The 15,792-nt window shown below is 70.9% G+C and carries 13 protein-coding genes and 1 other RNA gene; 12 read left to right on the top strand and 2 right to left on the bottom strand.

Going from position 1 to position 15,792, the window contains the following annotated elements; genetic code table 11:
• The first annotated feature begins 24 nt into the window (after positions 1-24).
• Positions 25-1,128 (top strand): peptide chain release factor 2, encoded by a 1,104-nt coding sequence (gene prfB, locus ACZ4MU_RS14390; protein WP_467875414.1) that lies wholly within the window; start codon positions 25-27, stop codon positions 1,126-1,128.
• A gap of 284 nt (positions 1,129-1,412) precedes the next feature.
• Positions 1,413-2,465, top strand: a complete 1,053-nt coding sequence (locus tag ACZ4MU_RS14385) for a hypothetical protein (RefSeq protein WP_467875411.1) — start codon at positions 1,413-1,415, stop codon at positions 2,463-2,465.
• A 152-nt stretch (positions 2,466-2,617) separates the two neighbouring features.
• Here ACZ4MU_RS14385 and ACZ4MU_RS14380 read toward each other — a convergent pair whose 3' ends face one another.
• A complete protein-coding gene (locus tag ACZ4MU_RS14380; RefSeq protein ID WP_467875408.1) occupies positions 2,618-2,809 on the bottom strand; it encodes a hypothetical protein in 192 nt (63 codons plus the stop codon).
• A 269-nt stretch (positions 2,810-3,078) separates the two neighbouring features.
• On the opposite strand from ACZ4MU_RS14380, the gene ftsE reads away from it, so the two are divergent.
• The 5 genes from ftsE to ssrA all read left to right on the top strand — a co-directional run bounded on the left by ftsE (position 3,079) and on the right by ssrA (position 6,974).
• Entirely contained in the window at positions 3,079-3,768 is a 690-nt protein-coding gene (ftsE, locus tag ACZ4MU_RS14375) for a cell division ATP-binding protein FtsE (RefSeq protein WP_101388537.1), read from the top strand.
• Positions 3,769-3,825: 57 nt separating this feature from the next.
• A complete protein-coding gene (gene ftsX, locus ACZ4MU_RS14370; protein WP_358833508.1) occupies positions 3,826-4,743 on the top strand; it encodes a permease-like cell division protein FtsX in 918 nt (305 codons plus the stop codon).
• Positions 4,744-4,832: 89 nt separating this feature from the next.
• A complete protein-coding gene (locus ACZ4MU_RS14365; RefSeq protein WP_467875404.1) occupies positions 4,833-6,005 on the top strand; it encodes a S41 family peptidase in 1,173 nt (390 codons plus the stop codon).
• Between the two features lie 18 nt (positions 6,006-6,023).
• Positions 6,024-6,521: an SsrA-binding protein SmpB gene (smpB, locus tag ACZ4MU_RS14360; RefSeq protein ID WP_358833510.1), complete on the top strand. Its 498-nt coding sequence runs from the start codon at positions 6,024-6,026 to the stop codon at positions 6,519-6,521.
• An 83-nt stretch (positions 6,522-6,604) separates the two neighbouring features.
• Positions 6,605-6,974: a transfer-messenger RNA gene (gene ssrA / locus ACZ4MU_RS14355) on the top strand.
• A 104-nt stretch (positions 6,975-7,078) separates the two neighbouring features.
• Here the strand turns inward: ssrA and ACZ4MU_RS14350 are convergent.
• On the bottom strand, positions 7,079-8,410 hold the full coding sequence (locus ACZ4MU_RS14350; RefSeq protein WP_467875401.1) for an MFS transporter: 1,332 nt from the start codon (positions 8,408-8,410) through the stop codon (positions 7,079-7,081).
• A 99-nt stretch (positions 8,411-8,509) separates the two neighbouring features.
• On the opposite strand from ACZ4MU_RS14350, the gene ACZ4MU_RS14345 reads away from it, so the two are divergent.
• From ACZ4MU_RS14345 to ACZ4MU_RS14325, 5 genes are all read left to right on the top strand, one after another.
• A complete protein-coding gene (locus ACZ4MU_RS14345) occupies positions 8,510-9,469 on the top strand; it encodes a LysR family transcriptional regulator (protein ID WP_467875399.1) in 960 nt (319 codons plus the stop codon).
• Positions 9,470-9,747: 278 nt separating this feature from the next.
• Complete coding sequence (locus tag ACZ4MU_RS14340; protein WP_467875397.1) at positions 9,748-10,485, top strand: hypothetical protein; 738 nt, start codon at positions 9,748-9,750, stop codon at positions 10,483-10,485.
• A 71-nt stretch (positions 10,486-10,556) separates the two neighbouring features.
• Entirely contained in the window at positions 10,557-12,686 is a 2,130-nt protein-coding gene (locus ACZ4MU_RS14335; protein WP_467875548.1) for a bifunctional polysaccharide deacetylase/glycosyltransferase family 2 protein, read from the top strand.
• A complete protein-coding gene (locus ACZ4MU_RS14330) occupies positions 12,683-14,017 on the top strand; it encodes an acyltransferase family protein (RefSeq protein WP_467875394.1) in 1,335 nt (444 codons plus the stop codon). Before ACZ4MU_RS14335 ends, ACZ4MU_RS14330 begins: the two co-directional genes overlap by 4 nt.
• Before the next feature lie 328 nt (positions 14,018-14,345).
• Positions 14,346-15,677 carry an MFS transporter gene (locus ACZ4MU_RS14325; RefSeq protein WP_467875392.1) on the top strand — a complete coding sequence of 444 codons (1,332 nt, stop codon included), beginning with the start codon at positions 14,346-14,348 and terminating at the stop codon, positions 15,675-15,677.
• The last annotated feature ends 115 nt before the right edge of the window (positions 15,678-15,792 follow it).

The following is a 15,792-nucleotide window of genomic DNA, read 5'->3' as shown; positions in this document are numbered from 1 at the left end:
GCGCACAGCCGTTACGCTGGACCCGTGGCAGTCGTCGATGTATCCGAAGAGCTGAAGTCCCTCTCCTCGACCATGGGGTCGATCGAGGCCGTCCTGGACCTCGACAAGCTGAGGGCAGACATTGCCGTGCTCGAGGAGCAGGCCGCGGCGCCGTCCCTGTGGGACGACCCGGAGGCCGCCCAGAAGATCACGAGCAAGCTTTCGCACCTCCAGGCCGAGGTCCGCAAGACCGAGACGCTGCGCGGCCGGATCGACGACCTCGCGGTGCTCTTCGAGCTCGCCGAGGAGATGGACGACGCCGACACCCTCGCGGAGGCGGAGGCCGAGCTGGTCTCGGTGCGCAAGGCGCTGGACGAGATGGAGGTCAGGACGCTTCTGTCCGGCGAGTACGCCGAGCGCGAGGCCCTGGTCAACATCCGCGCCGAGGCCGGTGGCGTCGACGCCTCGGACTTCGCCGAGCGCCTCCAGCGCATGTACCTGCGCTGGGCCGAGCGCCACGGCTACTCGACCGAGGTCTACGAGACGTCGTACGCGGAGGAGGCCGGCATCAAGTCGACCACCTTCGTGGTGAAGGCGCCGTACGCCTACGGCACGCTCTCCGTCGAGCAGGGCACCCACCGCCTGGTGCGGATCTCGCCCTTCGACAACCAGGGCCGCCGCCAGACCTCGTTCGCGGGCGTCGAGGTGCTGCCCGTCGTCGAGTCCAGCGACCACGTCGAGATCGACGAGGGCGAGCTGCGCATCGACGTCTACCGCGCCTCCGGCCCCGGCGGCCAGGGCGTCAACACGACCGACTCCGCGGTCCGCATCACGCACCTGCCGACCGGCATCGTCGTCTCCTGCCAGAACGAGCGCTCGCAGATCCAGAACAAGGCCAGCGCCATGAACGTCCTCCAGGCCAAGCTCCTCGAGCGCCGCCGCCAGGAGGAGCAGGCCAAGATGGACGCCCTCAAGGATGGCGGCAGCTCCTGGGGCAACCAGATGCGCTCCTACGTCCTGCACCCGTACCAGATGGTCAAGGACCTGCGCACCGAGTTCGAGGTCGGCAATCCGCAGGCCGTCCTCGACGGTGAGATCGACGGCTTCCTCGAAGCCGGAATTCGCTGGCGCAAGCAGCAGGAGAAGTAATCGACTGCCCTTTCGGGGCTTTGTCGACAAGGGAACTGCCGTTCTTTGAGCGGCAGTTCCCTTTTTACGTCACAGTCGCAACTCCGTACGACGGGCAAGTCACGCTATTTGGGGCATTCCGTACGCAACGGCCTTGACGTCATTCTTGGAAGTGCGGAAGGGTGACGCGCGGCATGCGTATTTCCGGGGCGCGTGTGACGGGGGCGACGGAGAAACGATCCCCCCGGTCCCGCGGCCCCCGGACGCTGCACCATGACGATTGAGCTACTGGGGGTAGCAGGCACATGACGAAAATGACGCGGGTCCGCTTTGCACGGATAGCCGCGGGCGCGGTGATCGCGGCGGGCGCGTCCCTGACCGCCGCGGGGGCGGCCCAGGCCGCCGGTGTCGACGTCAACATCGGCGGCATCAGCGCCAAGGCCGAGGTCGACAAGAGCGGTGTGGACGTCGGCCTCGGCGTCCAGGGTGAGTCCGAGGGCACCACCGGCACGGTGGGTGGCATCGGCGGCGCCGACACGGGTGGTTCCTCGACCGCCGGCGGTTCGTCCGCCACGGGCGGCTCGTCCACCGGCGGCACGTCCTCCACGGGCGGCACCAGCTCCACGGGTGGCACCTCGTCCACGGGCGGCACCAGCTCCACGGGCGGTACGTCCTCCACGGGCGGCACCTCCTCCACCGGCGGCATCGGCGGCGCCGACATCGGCGGCTCGTCCGGCTCCACCACGACGAGCGGTGGCAGCTCCTCCACGGGCGGTTCGTCCACGGGCGGTTCTTCCACCGGCGGTTCGTCCTCGACGGGCGGTTCGTCCACCGGTGGTTCGTCCACGGGCGGCTCGTCCACCACGGGCGGTTCCTCGTCCACCGGCGGCAGCTCCTCCACGGGCGGCACCAGCACCACGGGCGGCTCGTCCTCGACCGGTGGCAGCTCGTCCACCGGCGGCTCGTCCACCACGGGCGGTTCGTCCACCGGCGGTTCGTCCACCACGGGCGGTTCGTCCACCGGCGGCAGCTCCGCGACCGGCGGCTCCTCCACCGGCGGCTCGTCCGCCACGGGCGGCTCCACCGGCGGCTCCTCCGCCACCGGCGGTTCCAGCAGCACCGGTGGCAGCACCGGCAGCACCTGCACCGTCTCCCTCGACGGGGCCAGCTGCCCGGACAACACCACCCCCGACAGCGGTGGCTCCAAGCCGGTCGAGCAGGGCAAGCCCAAGGAGGAGCTCGCCGAGACCGGTGCGGGCGAGACCACGTTCCTGCTGCTCGGTGCCGCGACGATGATCGCCGGCGGCGTCGGCTTCCGCTTCATGCCGCGCCTGGTCGGCGGCCGTACCGTCGCCTAGCCGTCACGCACGGTAGTCGGCAGGTCGTACGACTGTGGGGCCCGGGGTGCGCCAACGCACCCCGGGCCCCACTCGCGTACAGCCGTCGAGCCGTGAATCGCGATGACGTCAAGCCGTGCAGCTGTGCAGCCCTGCCACCCGGCGAAGTGAGGTCACGCGGTCTGGTGGGCCAGCAGCGCCAGCGCGGCCACCAGCACCACGAGCAGCGTCACCAGGGCGGCCGGGCTCAGGCTGCCCCAGGGGCCCTCCTGCTGGAGCCGCTCGCGGTTGGCCCGGCAGACGGGGCAGCGGCCCTCGCTGACCGGCGCCGCGCAGTTCGCGCACACCAAGCGGTCGTAGGTCATGCGCTTTCCTCCTCCCGCGCGGCGGAGCCGCTGTAGGCACCTACTACTCCGCACAACGCTCAGGGAAACGCGACCGTTCCCCCTACCACTGTGCCAGCTCGCGCGCGTTTCGGCGCGCCCCGCCGGATTCTGCCCCCTTGAGGGGACCTGTGGCCCGCCACCAACGGGACATAAGGCGCATCCCCGGAACATCCCCGAACGGTGCCTGCACGGTCCAGGCCGGTTCGCGTAGTGTCACGCACACCTATTCCCGGCGACCGTGGTGCACCGTGATCCGATTCGACAACGTCTCCAAGACCTATCCCAAGCAGAGCCACCCCGCTCTGCGGGACGTCTCCCTCGACATCGAGAAGGGCGAGTTCGTCTTCCTCGTCGGTTCTTCCGGCTCCGGGAAGTCGACCTTCCTGCGACTCATCCTGCGCGAGGAGCGCGCCAGCCAGGGGCAGGTGCACGTCCTCGGCAAGGACCTGGCCCGGCTCTCCAACTGGAAGGTGCCGCACATGCGGCGCCAGCTCGGGACCGTCTTCCAGGACTTCCGCCTCCTCCCCAACAAGACCGTGGCCGAGAACGTCGCCTTCGCCCAGGAGGTCATCGGCAAGCCGCGCGGGGAGATCAGGAAGGCCGTGCCGCAGGTGCTCGACCTGGTCGGTCTCGGCGGCAAGGAGGACCGGCGCCCCGGCGAGCTCTCCGGCGGTGAACAGCAGCGCGTGGCCATCGCGCGGGCCTTCGTCAACCGGCCGATGCTGCTGATCGCGGACGAGCCGACCGGCAACCTGGACCCGCAGACCTCCGTGGGCATCATGAAGCTCCTGGACCGGATCAACCGGACCGGGACGACCGTCATCATGGCGACCCACGACCAGAACATCGTCGACCAGATGCGCAAGCGTGTTATCGAGCTCGAAAAGGGCCGACTCGTGCGTGACCAGGCGCGCGGCGTCTACGGCTACCAGCACTGATGCGCTGAGCATCGAGCTCGGAAGCACGACCAGCACGGAAAGGCCCAACCAGTCGCCATGCGCGCGCAGTTCGTACTCTCGGAGATCGGCGTCGGTCTCCGCCGCAACCTGACCATGACGTTCGCCGTCATCGTCTCCGTGGCCCTGTCCCTGGCCCTGTTCGGCGGTTCGCTGCTGATGCGGGATCAGGTCAACAACATGAAGGGCTACTGGTACGACAAGGTCAACGTCTCGATCTTCCTCTGCAACAAGGCCGACGCCGAGTCCGTCGCCAAGTGCTCCAAGGGCGCCGTCACCGCCCAGCAGAAGAAGGACATCGAGGCCGACCTGAAGAAGCTGGACATCGTCGAGACCGTCACGTACGAGTCCGCGGACCAGGCGTTCAAGCACTACAAGGAGCAGTTCGGCGACTCACCGATGGCCGGCTCCATCACGCCGGACCAGATGCAGGAGTCGTTCCGGGTCAAGCTCAAGGACCCGGAGAAGTTCAAGGTGGTCGCCACCGCCTTCGCCGGGCGTGACGGCGTGCAGTCCGTCCAGGACCAGAAGGGCATCCTGGAGAACCTGTTCAGCCTGCTCGGCGGGATGAACGTGGCCGCGGTCCTGGTCATGGCGGTGATGCTGGTCGTGGCGCTGATGCTGATCGTCAACACGGTCCGGGTCTCGGCGTTCAGCAGGCGGCGCGAGACGGGCATCATGCGCCTGGTGGGTGCTTCGAGCTTCTACATCCAGGCACCGTTCATCATGGAGGCCGCCTTCGCCGGGGTGCTCGGCGGCATCGCCGCCTCCGGGATGCTGATCGTCGGCCGCTACTTCATGATCGACCACGGCCTCGACCTGTCGCACAAGCTGAATCTCATCAACTTCATCGGCTGGGACGCGGTCCTCGCCAAGCTGCCGCTGGTGCTGGCCGCGAGTGTGCTGATGCCCTCACTCGCCGCCTTCTTCGCGCTGCGCAAGTACCTGAAGGTGTGACGCGGGTTCGCCCGAGTGTGAGATGCGCCCCGGGCGCCGTGGGAGCAACAGCCCCTGCGGCGCCCTCGCGTTGTCCTAGACTCGACGCCATGTCAGGTCCGGACAGCTGTCCCAGGTCCCGCGGAGCGCGCCGCGGGGCGACTCTGACATTGGTCTTCGTCTCGGTCCTGGCGACCGCCGCGGTGACCGGCTCCCTGCCGCAGGCCGAGGAGCGCCCCAGCCCGCTGCACGCCCTTCCCGCCTCCGCCGTCGAGCCCCGCGACCACGGCGCGGACGTGGCGCGGGCCGCCGCCCAGGCGGTTGCCGACGGCAAGTCCGGCACCCAGGCGGCGGCCGAGGCCGTCAGCCGCAGCGGCGACCGCTGGGGCGCGGTGTACGACCAGAGCGCGTACGAGCAGTTCGAGAACGCCCTCGACGGCCGCTACACGGGCGTCGGCCTGTGGGCCAGGCGCACCGCCGACGGCCGGGTCGAGGTGACCCGCCTCCAGCCCGGCGGCCCGGCCGCCCGCGCCGGGATCAGGCCGGGCGACCGGCTCCGCACGATCGACGGCCGCGCGCTGGAGACCCTGCCGGTCACCGAGGTCGTCGCCCTGCTGCGCGGCGACGGGGCGACCCCCGGCAGCCGGGTCGTCCTCGGTCTGGAGCGCGCCGGACGCACCTGGACCGAGGCGCTGCGCAGGGCCGAGCTCACCACCGAGACCGTGACGGTGAGCGCGCTGCCGGGCGGTGACGTGATGATCAAGGTGGCGGCCTTCACCAAGGGCGCGGGCGAGCGGGTGCGCAGGGCGGTCCGCGCGGCCCCCGGCGGCGCCGGCGTCCTGCTGGACCTGCGGGGCAACACCGGCGGCCTGGTCACCGAGGCCGCCTCCGCCGCCTCCGCCTTCCTCGACGGCGGCCTGGTCGCCACCTACGACGTGCACGGCCGTCAGCGCGCGCTCTACGCGGACCGGGGCGGTGACACCGGCCGCCCGCTGGCCGTCCTGGTCGACAGCGGCACCATGAGCGCGGCCGAGCTGCTGACCGGCGCCCTCCAGGACCGCGGCCGGGCCGTCACGGTCGGCTCGCGCACCTTCGGCAAGGGCTCGGTCCAGATGCCGACCGAGCTGGCGGACGGCTCGGTGGCCGAGCTGACCGTCGGCCACTACCGCACCCCGGCCGGCCACGCGGTCGACGGGAAGGGCATCACCCCGGACGTACCGGTCACCGAGCGGGCCCAGGAGCGGGCCCAGGCGGTATTGAGTGGCCTCGGGGGGCGGTCGTAGTGCGAAAATGGCCGCACTATGGCTAAGGCAAAAGAGAAGGACAAGGGCAACGGGCGCAAGCTCGTCGCGCAGAACAAGAAGGCGCGGCACGACTACCTCATCATCGACACCTACGAGTGCGGTCTCGTGCTCACCGGCACCGAGGTGAAGTCGCTGCGCCAGGGGCGGGCGTCGCTGGTCGACGGGTTCGTCCAGATCGACCAGGGCGAGGCCTGGCTGCACAACGTCCATGTGCCGGAGTACGCCCAGGGCACCTGGACCAACCACAGCGCGCGGCGCAAGCGGAAGCTGCTGCTGCACCGCGCCGAGATCGACAAGCTGGCGAGCAAGTCGCAGGAGTCGGGTCACACGATCGTGCCCCTCGTCCTGTACTTCAAGGAGGGCCGGGCGAAGATCGAGATCGCGCTGGCGAAGGGCAAGAAGGAGTACGACAAGCGCCAGACGCTGCGGGAGAAGCAGGACACCCGCGAGACGAACCGCGCGGTCGCCGCGGCCCGGCGGCGGCAGCGGGCGTAAATGTCCTGGCGAGCCGCGGTCCGCGTCGCGTACCATGGCAACAGCGCCGCCCCCCGGGGTGGAGCACCTTGTTAACAAAACATGGGGATGATCGGTTTCGACAGCGGATGTCGGAGCAGGGGAAGCGTGTCGAGGAAGCGGCAATGATCTCGTTAACCATATGTCGCAACCAATAATCGCCAACACCAAGCGCGATTCCTTCGCCCTCGCTGCCTAAATAGCGACTTGCGAAGTGTCAGCCCGGGGGTGATCCCGACCCGGATCCTGGCATCATCAAGGGATCTAAACTTCTGAGCCCGGCCACGGGGCCCAGAAGGAAATCAAACAGTGGCTGAGCCCGTCGGAGACTTGTTCGCGTGATCTCCGGGGCCGAGAAAATCGCAGCGAACTGCACACGGAGAAGCCCTGATTCAGCACCGTTGGACGCGGGTTCGATTCCCGCCATCTCCACTTTCCCATGTTGGGCGAAGGCCCGGCCGCGTTGAGCGGCCGGGCCTTCGTCGTGCGTACGGTACGGGGGCGCGGGTGCCGCACCCCCTCAGCGTCACCGCACTCCCTCAGCCCCGTCGCCGCGCCGGGCCCGCCGCGCACGCCACCAGCGCCAGACCCGCCGCGCAGACCGGCGCGAGGTACGCCGCCGTGGTCGAGGCGTGGTCGCTCAGCCAGCCGCCCGTGGCCGAGCCCGCCGCGATACCGCCCAGGATCGCGGTGACCGCGAGGGTCATCCCCTCGTTCAGCCGGCCCTCCGGCGTGAGCCGCTGGACCAGGGTCATCCCGGTGACCATGGTCGGCGCGGTCGCCGCCCCGGCCAGCAGGAGCCCGCCCGCCAGCACCGCCAGCGAACCGGTGGTCGCCGCGAGGAGCGGCAGGCACATCAGGGCCGCCATCGCGCCCACGCACACCAGCAGCCGCCGCGGGACCGAACGCGCCGGCCGCGCCGAGCCGTAGACCAGCCCGGCCGCCCCCGACCCGGCCGCCTGGAGGGCGAGCACCGCGCCGCCCGAGGGGCCGTGGCCGAGCCCCGACGCGTACGCCAGGGTCACCACCTCCATCGAGCCGAACACCGCGCCCGTGGCGAGGAAGACGGCGAGCAGCGGGGCGAGGCCGGGGGAGCGCAGCGGCGAGGGGGCGGCGGTGCGCGGGGCCACCGGCGGTTCCGTGGCGCGCTGGGCGGAGAAGACCAGCACGCCCGTCATCAGGAGCACCGCCGCGGCCAGCGTCCCCGCCTCCGGGAACAGGGCCGTGCAGAGGAACGCGGCGGCCACCGGGCCGAGCACGAAGCACAGCTCGTCCACGGCCTGTTCGAAGGAGTTGGCGGTGTGCAGGGCCGCCGGGTCGCCGCGGTGGACGTGCGCCCAGCGCGCCCGGGACATCCCGCCCGTGTTCGGGGTGGTGGCGGTGGCGGCGTAGGAGGCGAAGAGGGTCCAGTCGGGCGCGCCGAGGCGGACGCAGAGCAGCAGCGCCAGCGAGCCGAGCACCGAGACCGCGGTGGCGGGCACGGCGACCCGGGCCTGGCCGTACCGGTCGACCAGCCGGGCGGTCCACGGCGCGACCAGGGCGGTGGCGGCCAGACCGGTGGCGGTGACGGCCCCGGCGAGGGCGTACGAGCCGCGCGACCCGGCGATCATGATCACGGCGCTCACACCGAACATGCCCATGGGGAGCCGGGCGACGAGGTTGCCCAGGGTGAAGGCGCGGGCGCCGGGGACGGTGAAGAGACTGCGGTAGGGGACGCTTCGGGCGGCTCTCCCGGACGCGGGGCGCCGGGGCCCGCGGGGGGCGGGTGCGTGGTGGCGGGGAGCGGGCCCGTGCTCACCGGGAGCGCCTTCGTACGGAGCGGGCCCGGCGAGCACCAGGGTGGAACCCGAGACGGTCATCAGCTGCGGCATGCCCCGAGCTTCTCCGGCTCCCGGTGCGGGCGTCCAACACCTGATCAGAGGCCATTCACGCACTTCCGTTGTCAACGGCCGTACGGTTGACTGCCGTCCGTGACCCCCGACATCGACCCCCGGCTGCTGCGCGCGTTCACCACCGTCGCCGAGGAACTGCACTTCACCCGGGCCGCCGCCCGGCTCTTCGTCGCCCAGCAGGCGCTCAGCCGGGATGTGCGGCGGCTCGAACGCGACCTGGGCGCCGAGCTGTTCGTGCGGACCACCCGCGCGGTGGAGCTCACCGCCGACGGGAAGCGGCTGCTGCCCTACGCGCGGCGGGTGCTCGCCGCGCACGACGAGCTCCGGGCGGGCTGGGCGGCCGAGTCCCGGCCGCTGCTCGTCGACATCAGCGCCCCCGTCGGCACCGGTCACCGGGTGCTGGTGCGGGCCCGGGAGGCGGCGGCCGGGCAGGAGTTCGTGGCGCGCCATCTGAGCGGGCTCACCGGCGCCGCCGCCGCCATCCTCGCCGGACGCCTCGACGTCTCCTTCGGCCGGGTCGCCGGGCTCGACCCCGCCGTGCTCGCGGGCCTGGCGCACCAGCCCGTGCGGTACGAGCGGATGGCGGTGCTGCTTCCCGAGGGGCACCGGCTCGCGCGGTGGGCGGAGGTGCCCCTGGATGCGCTCGCGGGGGAGACGCTCTATGCGGGGGCGGGCAATCCGGCCACCGCCGAGTGGACAGATCTGGCCATACGGCTCTTCGCCGGGCGGGGTGCAGAACTGGCCCCTCCGTTCCCGGAGATCTCCGGGAAGGAGGAGTTCGCCCGGGTGGTGCTGGCGCGCGGCTGGTCGGTGCTGGTCAGCACGGACTTCCTGGAGATACCCGGGATGGTGCTCCGGCCGCTGACCGCTCCTGTACCGCTGTCACCGGTGTCACTGGTGTGGCGCAAGGGGCTGACCCACCCGGGCCTGGCGGTTCTTAGGGAGGTGGCCCGTCGGATGGGGGAGGACTCCGGATGGCTTGAACTGCCCCCTGATAGCTGGCTTCCGGAGGGGGATCTGTCCCTGATGTCCACCTAATACCCCTCTGGTGTTCCAGTTGAGGAACAAGACTCCGTACGAGAAGGTGGCTCACAGCCGCGTGCGCTACATTCATTCCCCGGGTGCGGTGTGGTAGTGGGGATGCGTGGAACGGGTGGGGACCCGGTCCGGAACGCAGCGCCCGCTAGAGGAGTGCGCGCAACCCGCGAATCATCCAGTGGGGAAGTGCGTACGTGGACAATTGGCGAAAAGACATCTCTCAGGGGCGATCCCCGAACTCGGTCGAGGAGCCCCGCGGCCCTCTCGACGACTTCACGATGGAACTGAACGTCGCCGGACGCCTGCCGGGCGACCCGTCGGCGCCGGACCCCCTGCGGATCGGGACACAGATCCCGGCGCGGGATTGGTCCCCGTCCGAGACGCGCACCCGGGTCCGCCCCCGGGTCGCCTCCGAGGAGTGGACCCAGGCCCAGCCCCGTATCGCGGCCGAGGAGCACACCCGGGTCCAGCCCGAGGTGCGGGTCGACATCCAGGCGCCGGTCGCGGGCGCCGACCCGGACGGGCCCGTCTTCGTGGACGAGAGCGGCCGTCGCGGCAAGAACCTGCGCCGGCTCGGCTGGGTCTTCGGCCTGGCATGCGCCTGCTACGCCGTCATGCTCGTCGGCAGTCTGCTCGGCGGCAGCTCCCGCGCGCCCTGGCTCGGCATACCCGGGCCCGCCGTCAAGGAGAAGAAGACGGAGACCGTCCAGGTCACCCCCGCCCCCACGGAGTCGCACGCCACCCACCACCCCACCCTCAGGCCCGGCGTCCCCGCCAAGAGCAGGACGCGCCCCTCGGCCACCGGCTCCGGGCGGCCCAAGGCCTCCGGCACCCCCAAGCCGGCCAAGTCCAGCCACCCCGGCAAGCCCATCACCGCCTCCCCGCGCCCCGGCACCTCGCAGACCGCGAAGCCGACCGGCGGCCACTCGGCGGGCCCCGGCCTCCCCACCGGTTCGTCCGGCAGCCCGACGGGACTGCCGACGAAGCCGACTCCGCCCACTGGAGCCAGCACGTGAAAGCCCCTCGCCGTACGACCTCTCGTACGGGACCCGGTACGACCCGCAAGCCCAGGCGCCGCAGACTGCCCATGCGCTATCTGCTGCCCCTGCTCTTCCTCGTCGCGCTCTTCGTGATGCTGATGCTGCGCGGGTACGTCCACAACGAGATACTCGCCGACCACCGCATACGCCCCGAGGCGTCCACCGGCCGGGTGCCCGAGCGCATCCTGGACGGCGGCCCGGTCATCGACGCGCGGGGAACCGCCAAGCCCACCAGCCTCGACATCCCCAAGCACAAGCTGGTGATCACCTTCGACGACGGTCCGGACCCCACCTGGACCCCGAAGGTGCTCGACCAGCTGAAGAAGTACCACGCGCACGGCGTCTTCTTCGTCACCGGCGCCAACGCCGCCCGCTACCCCGGTCTGATCAAGCGGATGGTCGACGAGGGCCACGAGGTCGGCCTGCACACCTTCAACCACCCCGACCTCTCCTACCAGTCGCACGCCCGCATCGACTGGGAGCTCGCGCAGAACCAGCTCGCCCTCGAAGGCGCCGCCGGCATCCGCACCTCCCTCTTCCGGCCGCCGTACTCGTCGTTCGCGGATGCGATCGACGACCAGAACTGGCCGGTGATCCAGTACGTCGGCAGCCGCGGGTACATCACCGCGCTGGACTCCACCGACAGTGAGGACTGGCAGCGCCCGGGCATCGAGACGATCATCAAGAACGCCACGCCCAAGCACGGCAAGGGCGCCATCGTCCTGATGCACGACTCCGGCGGCGACCGCTCGCAGACCGTGGCCGCGCTCGACACCTTCCTGCCCCGGCTCCAGGGCAAGGGCTACGCGTTCGTGAATCTGACCGAGGCCCTGAACGCGCCCAGCGCGCACACCCCGGTCACCGGCATGGACCTGTGGAAGGGCAAGGCGTTCGTCTTCGCCGTCCAGGTCTCCGAGCACACCACCGACGTCCTGGTCGGCGGGCTCGCCGTGATCGGCGTGCTGGTCTTCGCCCGGTTCGGCCTGATGCTGATCCTGTCGTTCCTGCACGCGCGCAAGGTGCGGGGGCGCGGCTTCCGCTGGGGCCCGGAGGTCACCGAGCCGGTCTCGGTGATCGTCCCGGCGTACAACGAGCGCGAGTGCATCGCCAACACCGTGCGCTCGCTGATGGCGAGCGACCATCCCATCGAGGTCCTCGTCGTCGACGACGGCTCCACCGACGGCACCGCGGACATCGTCGAGGCGATGTGGCTGCCGAACGTCCGGGTGATCCGCCAGCCCAACGGCGGCAAGCCGTCCGCGCTCAACAACGGCATCCGCAACGCCCGGTACGACATCGTCGTGATGATGGACGGCGACACCGTCTTCGAACCGTCGACCGTGCGCGAGCTGGTGCAGCCGTTCGGCGACCCGAAGGTCGGCGCGGTCGCGGGCAACGCCAAGGTGGGCAACCGCGACTCGCTCATCGGCGCCTGGCAGCACATCGAGTACGTGATGGGCTTCAACCTGGACCGCCGGATGTACGACATGCTGGGCTGCATGCCGACCATCCCCGGCGCGGTCGGCGCCTTCCGCCGCACCGCCCTGGAGCGGGTCGGCGGCATCAGCGAGGACACCCTCGCCGAGGACACCGACGTCACCATGGCGATGCACCGCGACGGCTGGCGGGTGGTGTACGCGGAGAACGCGCGCGCCTGGACCGAGGCGCCCGAATCCGTCCAGCAGCTCTGGTCGCAGCGCTACCGCTGGTCGTACGGCACGATGCAGGCGATCTGGAAGCACCGCGGCGCCGTCTTCGAGCGCGGCCCCTCGGGCCGCTTCGGCCGCGTGGGCCTGCCCCTGGTCTCGCTCTTCATGGTCCTGGCCCCCCTGCTGGCCCCTCTGATCGACGTGTTCCTCCTCTACGGCCTGGTCTTCGGCCCGACCCAGAAGACCGTGGTGGCGTGGCTGAGCGTCCTGCTGATCCAACTGGTCTGCGCGGCCTACGCGTTCCGCCTGGACCGCGAACGCCTCACCCACCTGGTGTCGCTCCCGCTCCAGCAGATCCTCTACCGCCAGCTGATGTACGTGGTGCTCCTGCAGTCCTGGATCACCGCCCTCACCGGCGGCCGCCTGCGCTGGCAGAAGCTCCGGCGCACGGGTGTGGTGGAGGCGCCCGGGGGCATCCCCAGCCAGCGCGGCAGCAAGGAGAACATCGACCGGAGGCCCGTCGCATGACCACCACCGAGCCCACGGGCGCCTGGCCGCAGCCGGGTCCGTACGGGACCAGCGAGCCGGGTGCGGCTCCTTACGCCGCGGCCCCGGCAGGCACGGGCGTGCCCGTCGGCGAAGGGGCGGGCCCGCACGCCGGGCAGCCGGGCGGTGAGCCCCGCTATCTGACCCCGCCGGCGGCCGCCCTGCGCCACAAGGCGGAGGCGACGCCCGCGCCGCGGCCCGGCCGCGACCGCTACTTCGACCTGCTCAGGGCGCTCGCGCTGTTCCGGGTCGTCCTCTACCACCTGATGGGCTGGGTCTGGCTGCCGCTGGCCTTCCCCTCCATGGGCGTCATGTTCGCGCTCGCCGGCAACCTCATGGGGCGGTCCCTCAAGCGCCCTGCCCCGCAGGTCATCCGCAGCCGGATGCGGCGCCTGCTGCCGCCGATGTGGCTGCTGGGCGCGATCGGTGTCACCGGCATGATCGCGCAGGGCTGGGGACCGGACGCGGACGGGCACCCCGCCTGGTGGTGGGGCCACCTCCTGTTCTGGATCGTCCCCCTGAGCGACCCGCCGTACGCGGCCGACCTCCCGGGTGTGCACGGCTTCCTGGACGGCTCCTGGGCGGGCAACGTCGCCGAGCCGCTCTGGTACCTGCGCGCCTACCTCTGGTACGTCCTGCTGTCGCCGCTGATCCTTCGGTACCTGCGCAAGGTGCCGTGGACGACGATCCTGGCGCCGCTGGTGCTGTCGGCCGTCATGACCCTCGGCAGCTTCGACATCCCGGAGCGGATCGACTCCGCGGTCACCGACTTCTCCACCTTCGGCGCCTGCTGGGTCCTGGGCATGGCCCACCAGCAGGGCGTGCTGAGCAAGGTCCCGCGGTACATCGTCCCGGCGGTCTCCCCGTTCATCCTCGGCACCGGCCTGTGGTGGGCCATGCGGAACGACTTCGGTGGCGGCAACGAGCTGGACGGGATCCCGCTCGCCCAGGCTCTGTGGTCCTTCGGGGCGGTCCTGCTGCTCCTCCACTTCAGCCCGTCGTGGTCCGAGTGGCCGCCGAGGCTGCGCCGCTGGGACCGGCTGATCACCCTGCTCAACTCGCGGGCGGTGACGGTCTACCTGTGGCACAACGTCTGCATCCTCGCCGCCGCGACGATGTGGGACCAGCTGTGGGGCGTGGGCAGCCTGGGTGAGAGCGTGCCGTGGCTCCTGGACAGCCCCTGGCCGGTGCTCGCCTTCACCTGGCTCCTGATCGGGCTCTGCGTCCTGAGTTTCGGCTGGGTCGAGGACGTGGCGGCCAAGCGCCGCCCGCGGTTGTGGCCGGACGGCGGGGGCGCGAAAGCCAAGCGCTGACGGCATGAGCGACAAGAAGGGGCCCGGACGATCCGTCCGGGCCCTTCTTTCGTGTGCGACTGCGGACACCCCCCGTTCCCGCCCCGCCCCCCTTCCCTCAGGATCACTCCGTACAGCCGTGCTCACAGAGGAAGGGCCGGCGCGGTGAGGACGGGGTGCGGGGACGGCCTCACCGCATCCAGCCAGCCCCCGTGAACACAAGGTTGCCCCATGGTCACGCGGCGGCACGGGGGTGAAATGCGGCCTCCCTACCGTCGGTGTCCGGAAACAGCCAGCGGGGACGGTCCCGCGCGCCGCAGCGCTACGACCCGTCGATCAGGGAGGCGTCATGAAAGGCCGTTGGATCGAGGAGTGGGATCCCGAGGACGAGGTGTTCTGGGAGCGGACCGGGGAGCGGATCGCCCGGCGCAACCTCTGGTTCTCGGTGTTCTCCGAGCACATCGGGTTCTCCATCTGGACCATGTGGTCGGTGATGGTGCTGTTCATGGGGCCCGAGTACCACGTCGACCCCGCGGGGAAGTTCTTCCTGATCTCGACCGCCACCGCCGTCGGAGCGGTCGTACGGATCCCCTACACCTTCGCGGTCGCCAAGTTCGGTGGCCGGAACTGGACCATCTTCAGCGCCCTTTCGCTGCTGGTGCCCGCGGGCGCCGCGTTCGCCGTGATGGAGCCCGGAACCTCGTACACCACGTTCATGCTCGTCGCCGCCCTCGCCGGCGTCGGAGGCGGGAACTTCGCCTCGTCCATGACCAATATCAACTCGTTCTTCCCGCTGCGGAAGAAGGGGTGGGCCCTCGGGCTCAACGCGGGAGGCGGCAACATCGGGGTGCCCGTCGTGCAGCTCATCGGGCTGCTCGTCATCGGGACCGCCGGGGCCTCGCACCCGCGGATCGTGCTCGGGGTGTACGTGCCGCTCATCGTGGCCGCCGCACTCGGCGCCGCGCTGAAGATGGACAACCTCGCGCCCGTCAAGAACGACACCGGCGCCGCCCTGGAGGCCGTGCGCGACCGGCACACCTGGATCATGGCGTTCCTGTACGTGGGGACCTTCGGGTCGTTCATCGGCTACAGCTTCGCCTTCGGACTCGTCCTGCAGACGCAGTTCGGGCGCACCCCGCTCCAGGCCGCCTCCCTCACCTTCATCGGGCCGCTGCTCGGCTCGGTGATCCGGCCCATCGGCGGCTCGCTCGCCGACCGGGTCGGCGGGGCGCGGATCACGCTGTGGACGTTCGCCGCGATGGCCGCCGCGACCGGGGTCGTGATCTTCGCTTCCGTACAGAAGTCCCTCGGGGTCTTCCTCGTCGGCTTCATCGCGCTCTTCGTGCTCAGCGGGCTCGGCAACGGCTCCACGTACAAGATGATCCCCGCGATCTTCCAGGCCACGGCCGTCTCCCGGGGCATGGAGGGCGAGGCCGCCGCGGCGTACGGGCGGCGGCTCTCCGGGGCCGCCATGGGGCTGATCGGCGCCGTCGGGGCGCTCGGCGGCCTCGGGATCAACCTCGCCTTCCGCCAGTCGTTCATGACCGGTGGAACCGGAACCGCCGCCTTCGTCTCCTTCCTCGCCTTCTACGCGGCCTGTTTCACGACCACCTGGGCGGTATACCTTCGCCGTCCGGTCCGGGCACGGACCACGGCCGAACCCGTATACGCCGAGGTCTAATAGGTCACACGGGCCGCGCGCCCGCCCCCGCCGTAACGCGGGGGACACGCGCGCGAACCGAGCCTGTCACGCGGGGTTGGCAGGCTCGGCCCAGCCGCCGCACCACCCCGGTTGG

Source organism: Streptomyces sp. NPDC026377, from assembly GCF_055567715.1.
The sequence above is the reverse complement of the archived record's forward strand: the minus strand, read 5'-3'. Positions and strand labels throughout refer to the sequence as shown.

Bases quoted from the DNA above. Each gene is read 5' to 3' on its own strand.
- ACZ4MU_RS14385 (WP_467875411.1), top strand. From the start codon at position 1,413: ATGACGAAAATGACGCGGGTCCGCTTTGCACGGATAGCCGCGGGCGCG.
- ACZ4MU_RS14380 (WP_467875408.1), bottom strand. From the start codon at position 2,809: ATGACCTACGACCGCTTGGTGTGCGCGAACTGCGCGGCGCCGGTCAGC.
- ftsX (WP_358833508.1), top strand. From the start codon at position 3,826: ATGCGCGCGCAGTTCGTACTCTCGGAGATCGGCGTCGGTCTCCGCCGC.
- ACZ4MU_RS14365 (WP_467875404.1), top strand. From the start codon at position 4,833: ATGTCAGGTCCGGACAGCTGTCCCAGGTCCCGCGGAGCGCGCCGCGGG.
- smpB (WP_358833510.1), top strand. From the start codon at position 6,024: ATGGCTAAGGCAAAAGAGAAGGACAAGGGCAACGGGCGCAAGCTCGTC.
- ACZ4MU_RS14350 (WP_467875401.1), bottom strand. From the start codon at position 8,410: ATGCCGCAGCTGATGACCGTCTCGGGTTCCACCCTGGTGCTCGCCGGG.
- ACZ4MU_RS14340 (WP_467875397.1), top strand. From the start codon at position 9,748: ATGGAACTGAACGTCGCCGGACGCCTGCCGGGCGACCCGTCGGCGCCG.
- ACZ4MU_RS14335 (WP_467875548.1), top strand. From the start codon at position 10,557: ATGCGCTATCTGCTGCCCCTGCTCTTCCTCGTCGCGCTCTTCGTGATG.
- ACZ4MU_RS14330 (WP_467875394.1), top strand. From the start codon at position 12,683: ATGACCACCACCGAGCCCACGGGCGCCTGGCCGCAGCCGGGTCCGTAC.
- ACZ4MU_RS14325 (WP_467875392.1), top strand. From the start codon at position 14,346: ATGAAAGGCCGTTGGATCGAGGAGTGGGATCCCGAGGACGAGGTGTTC.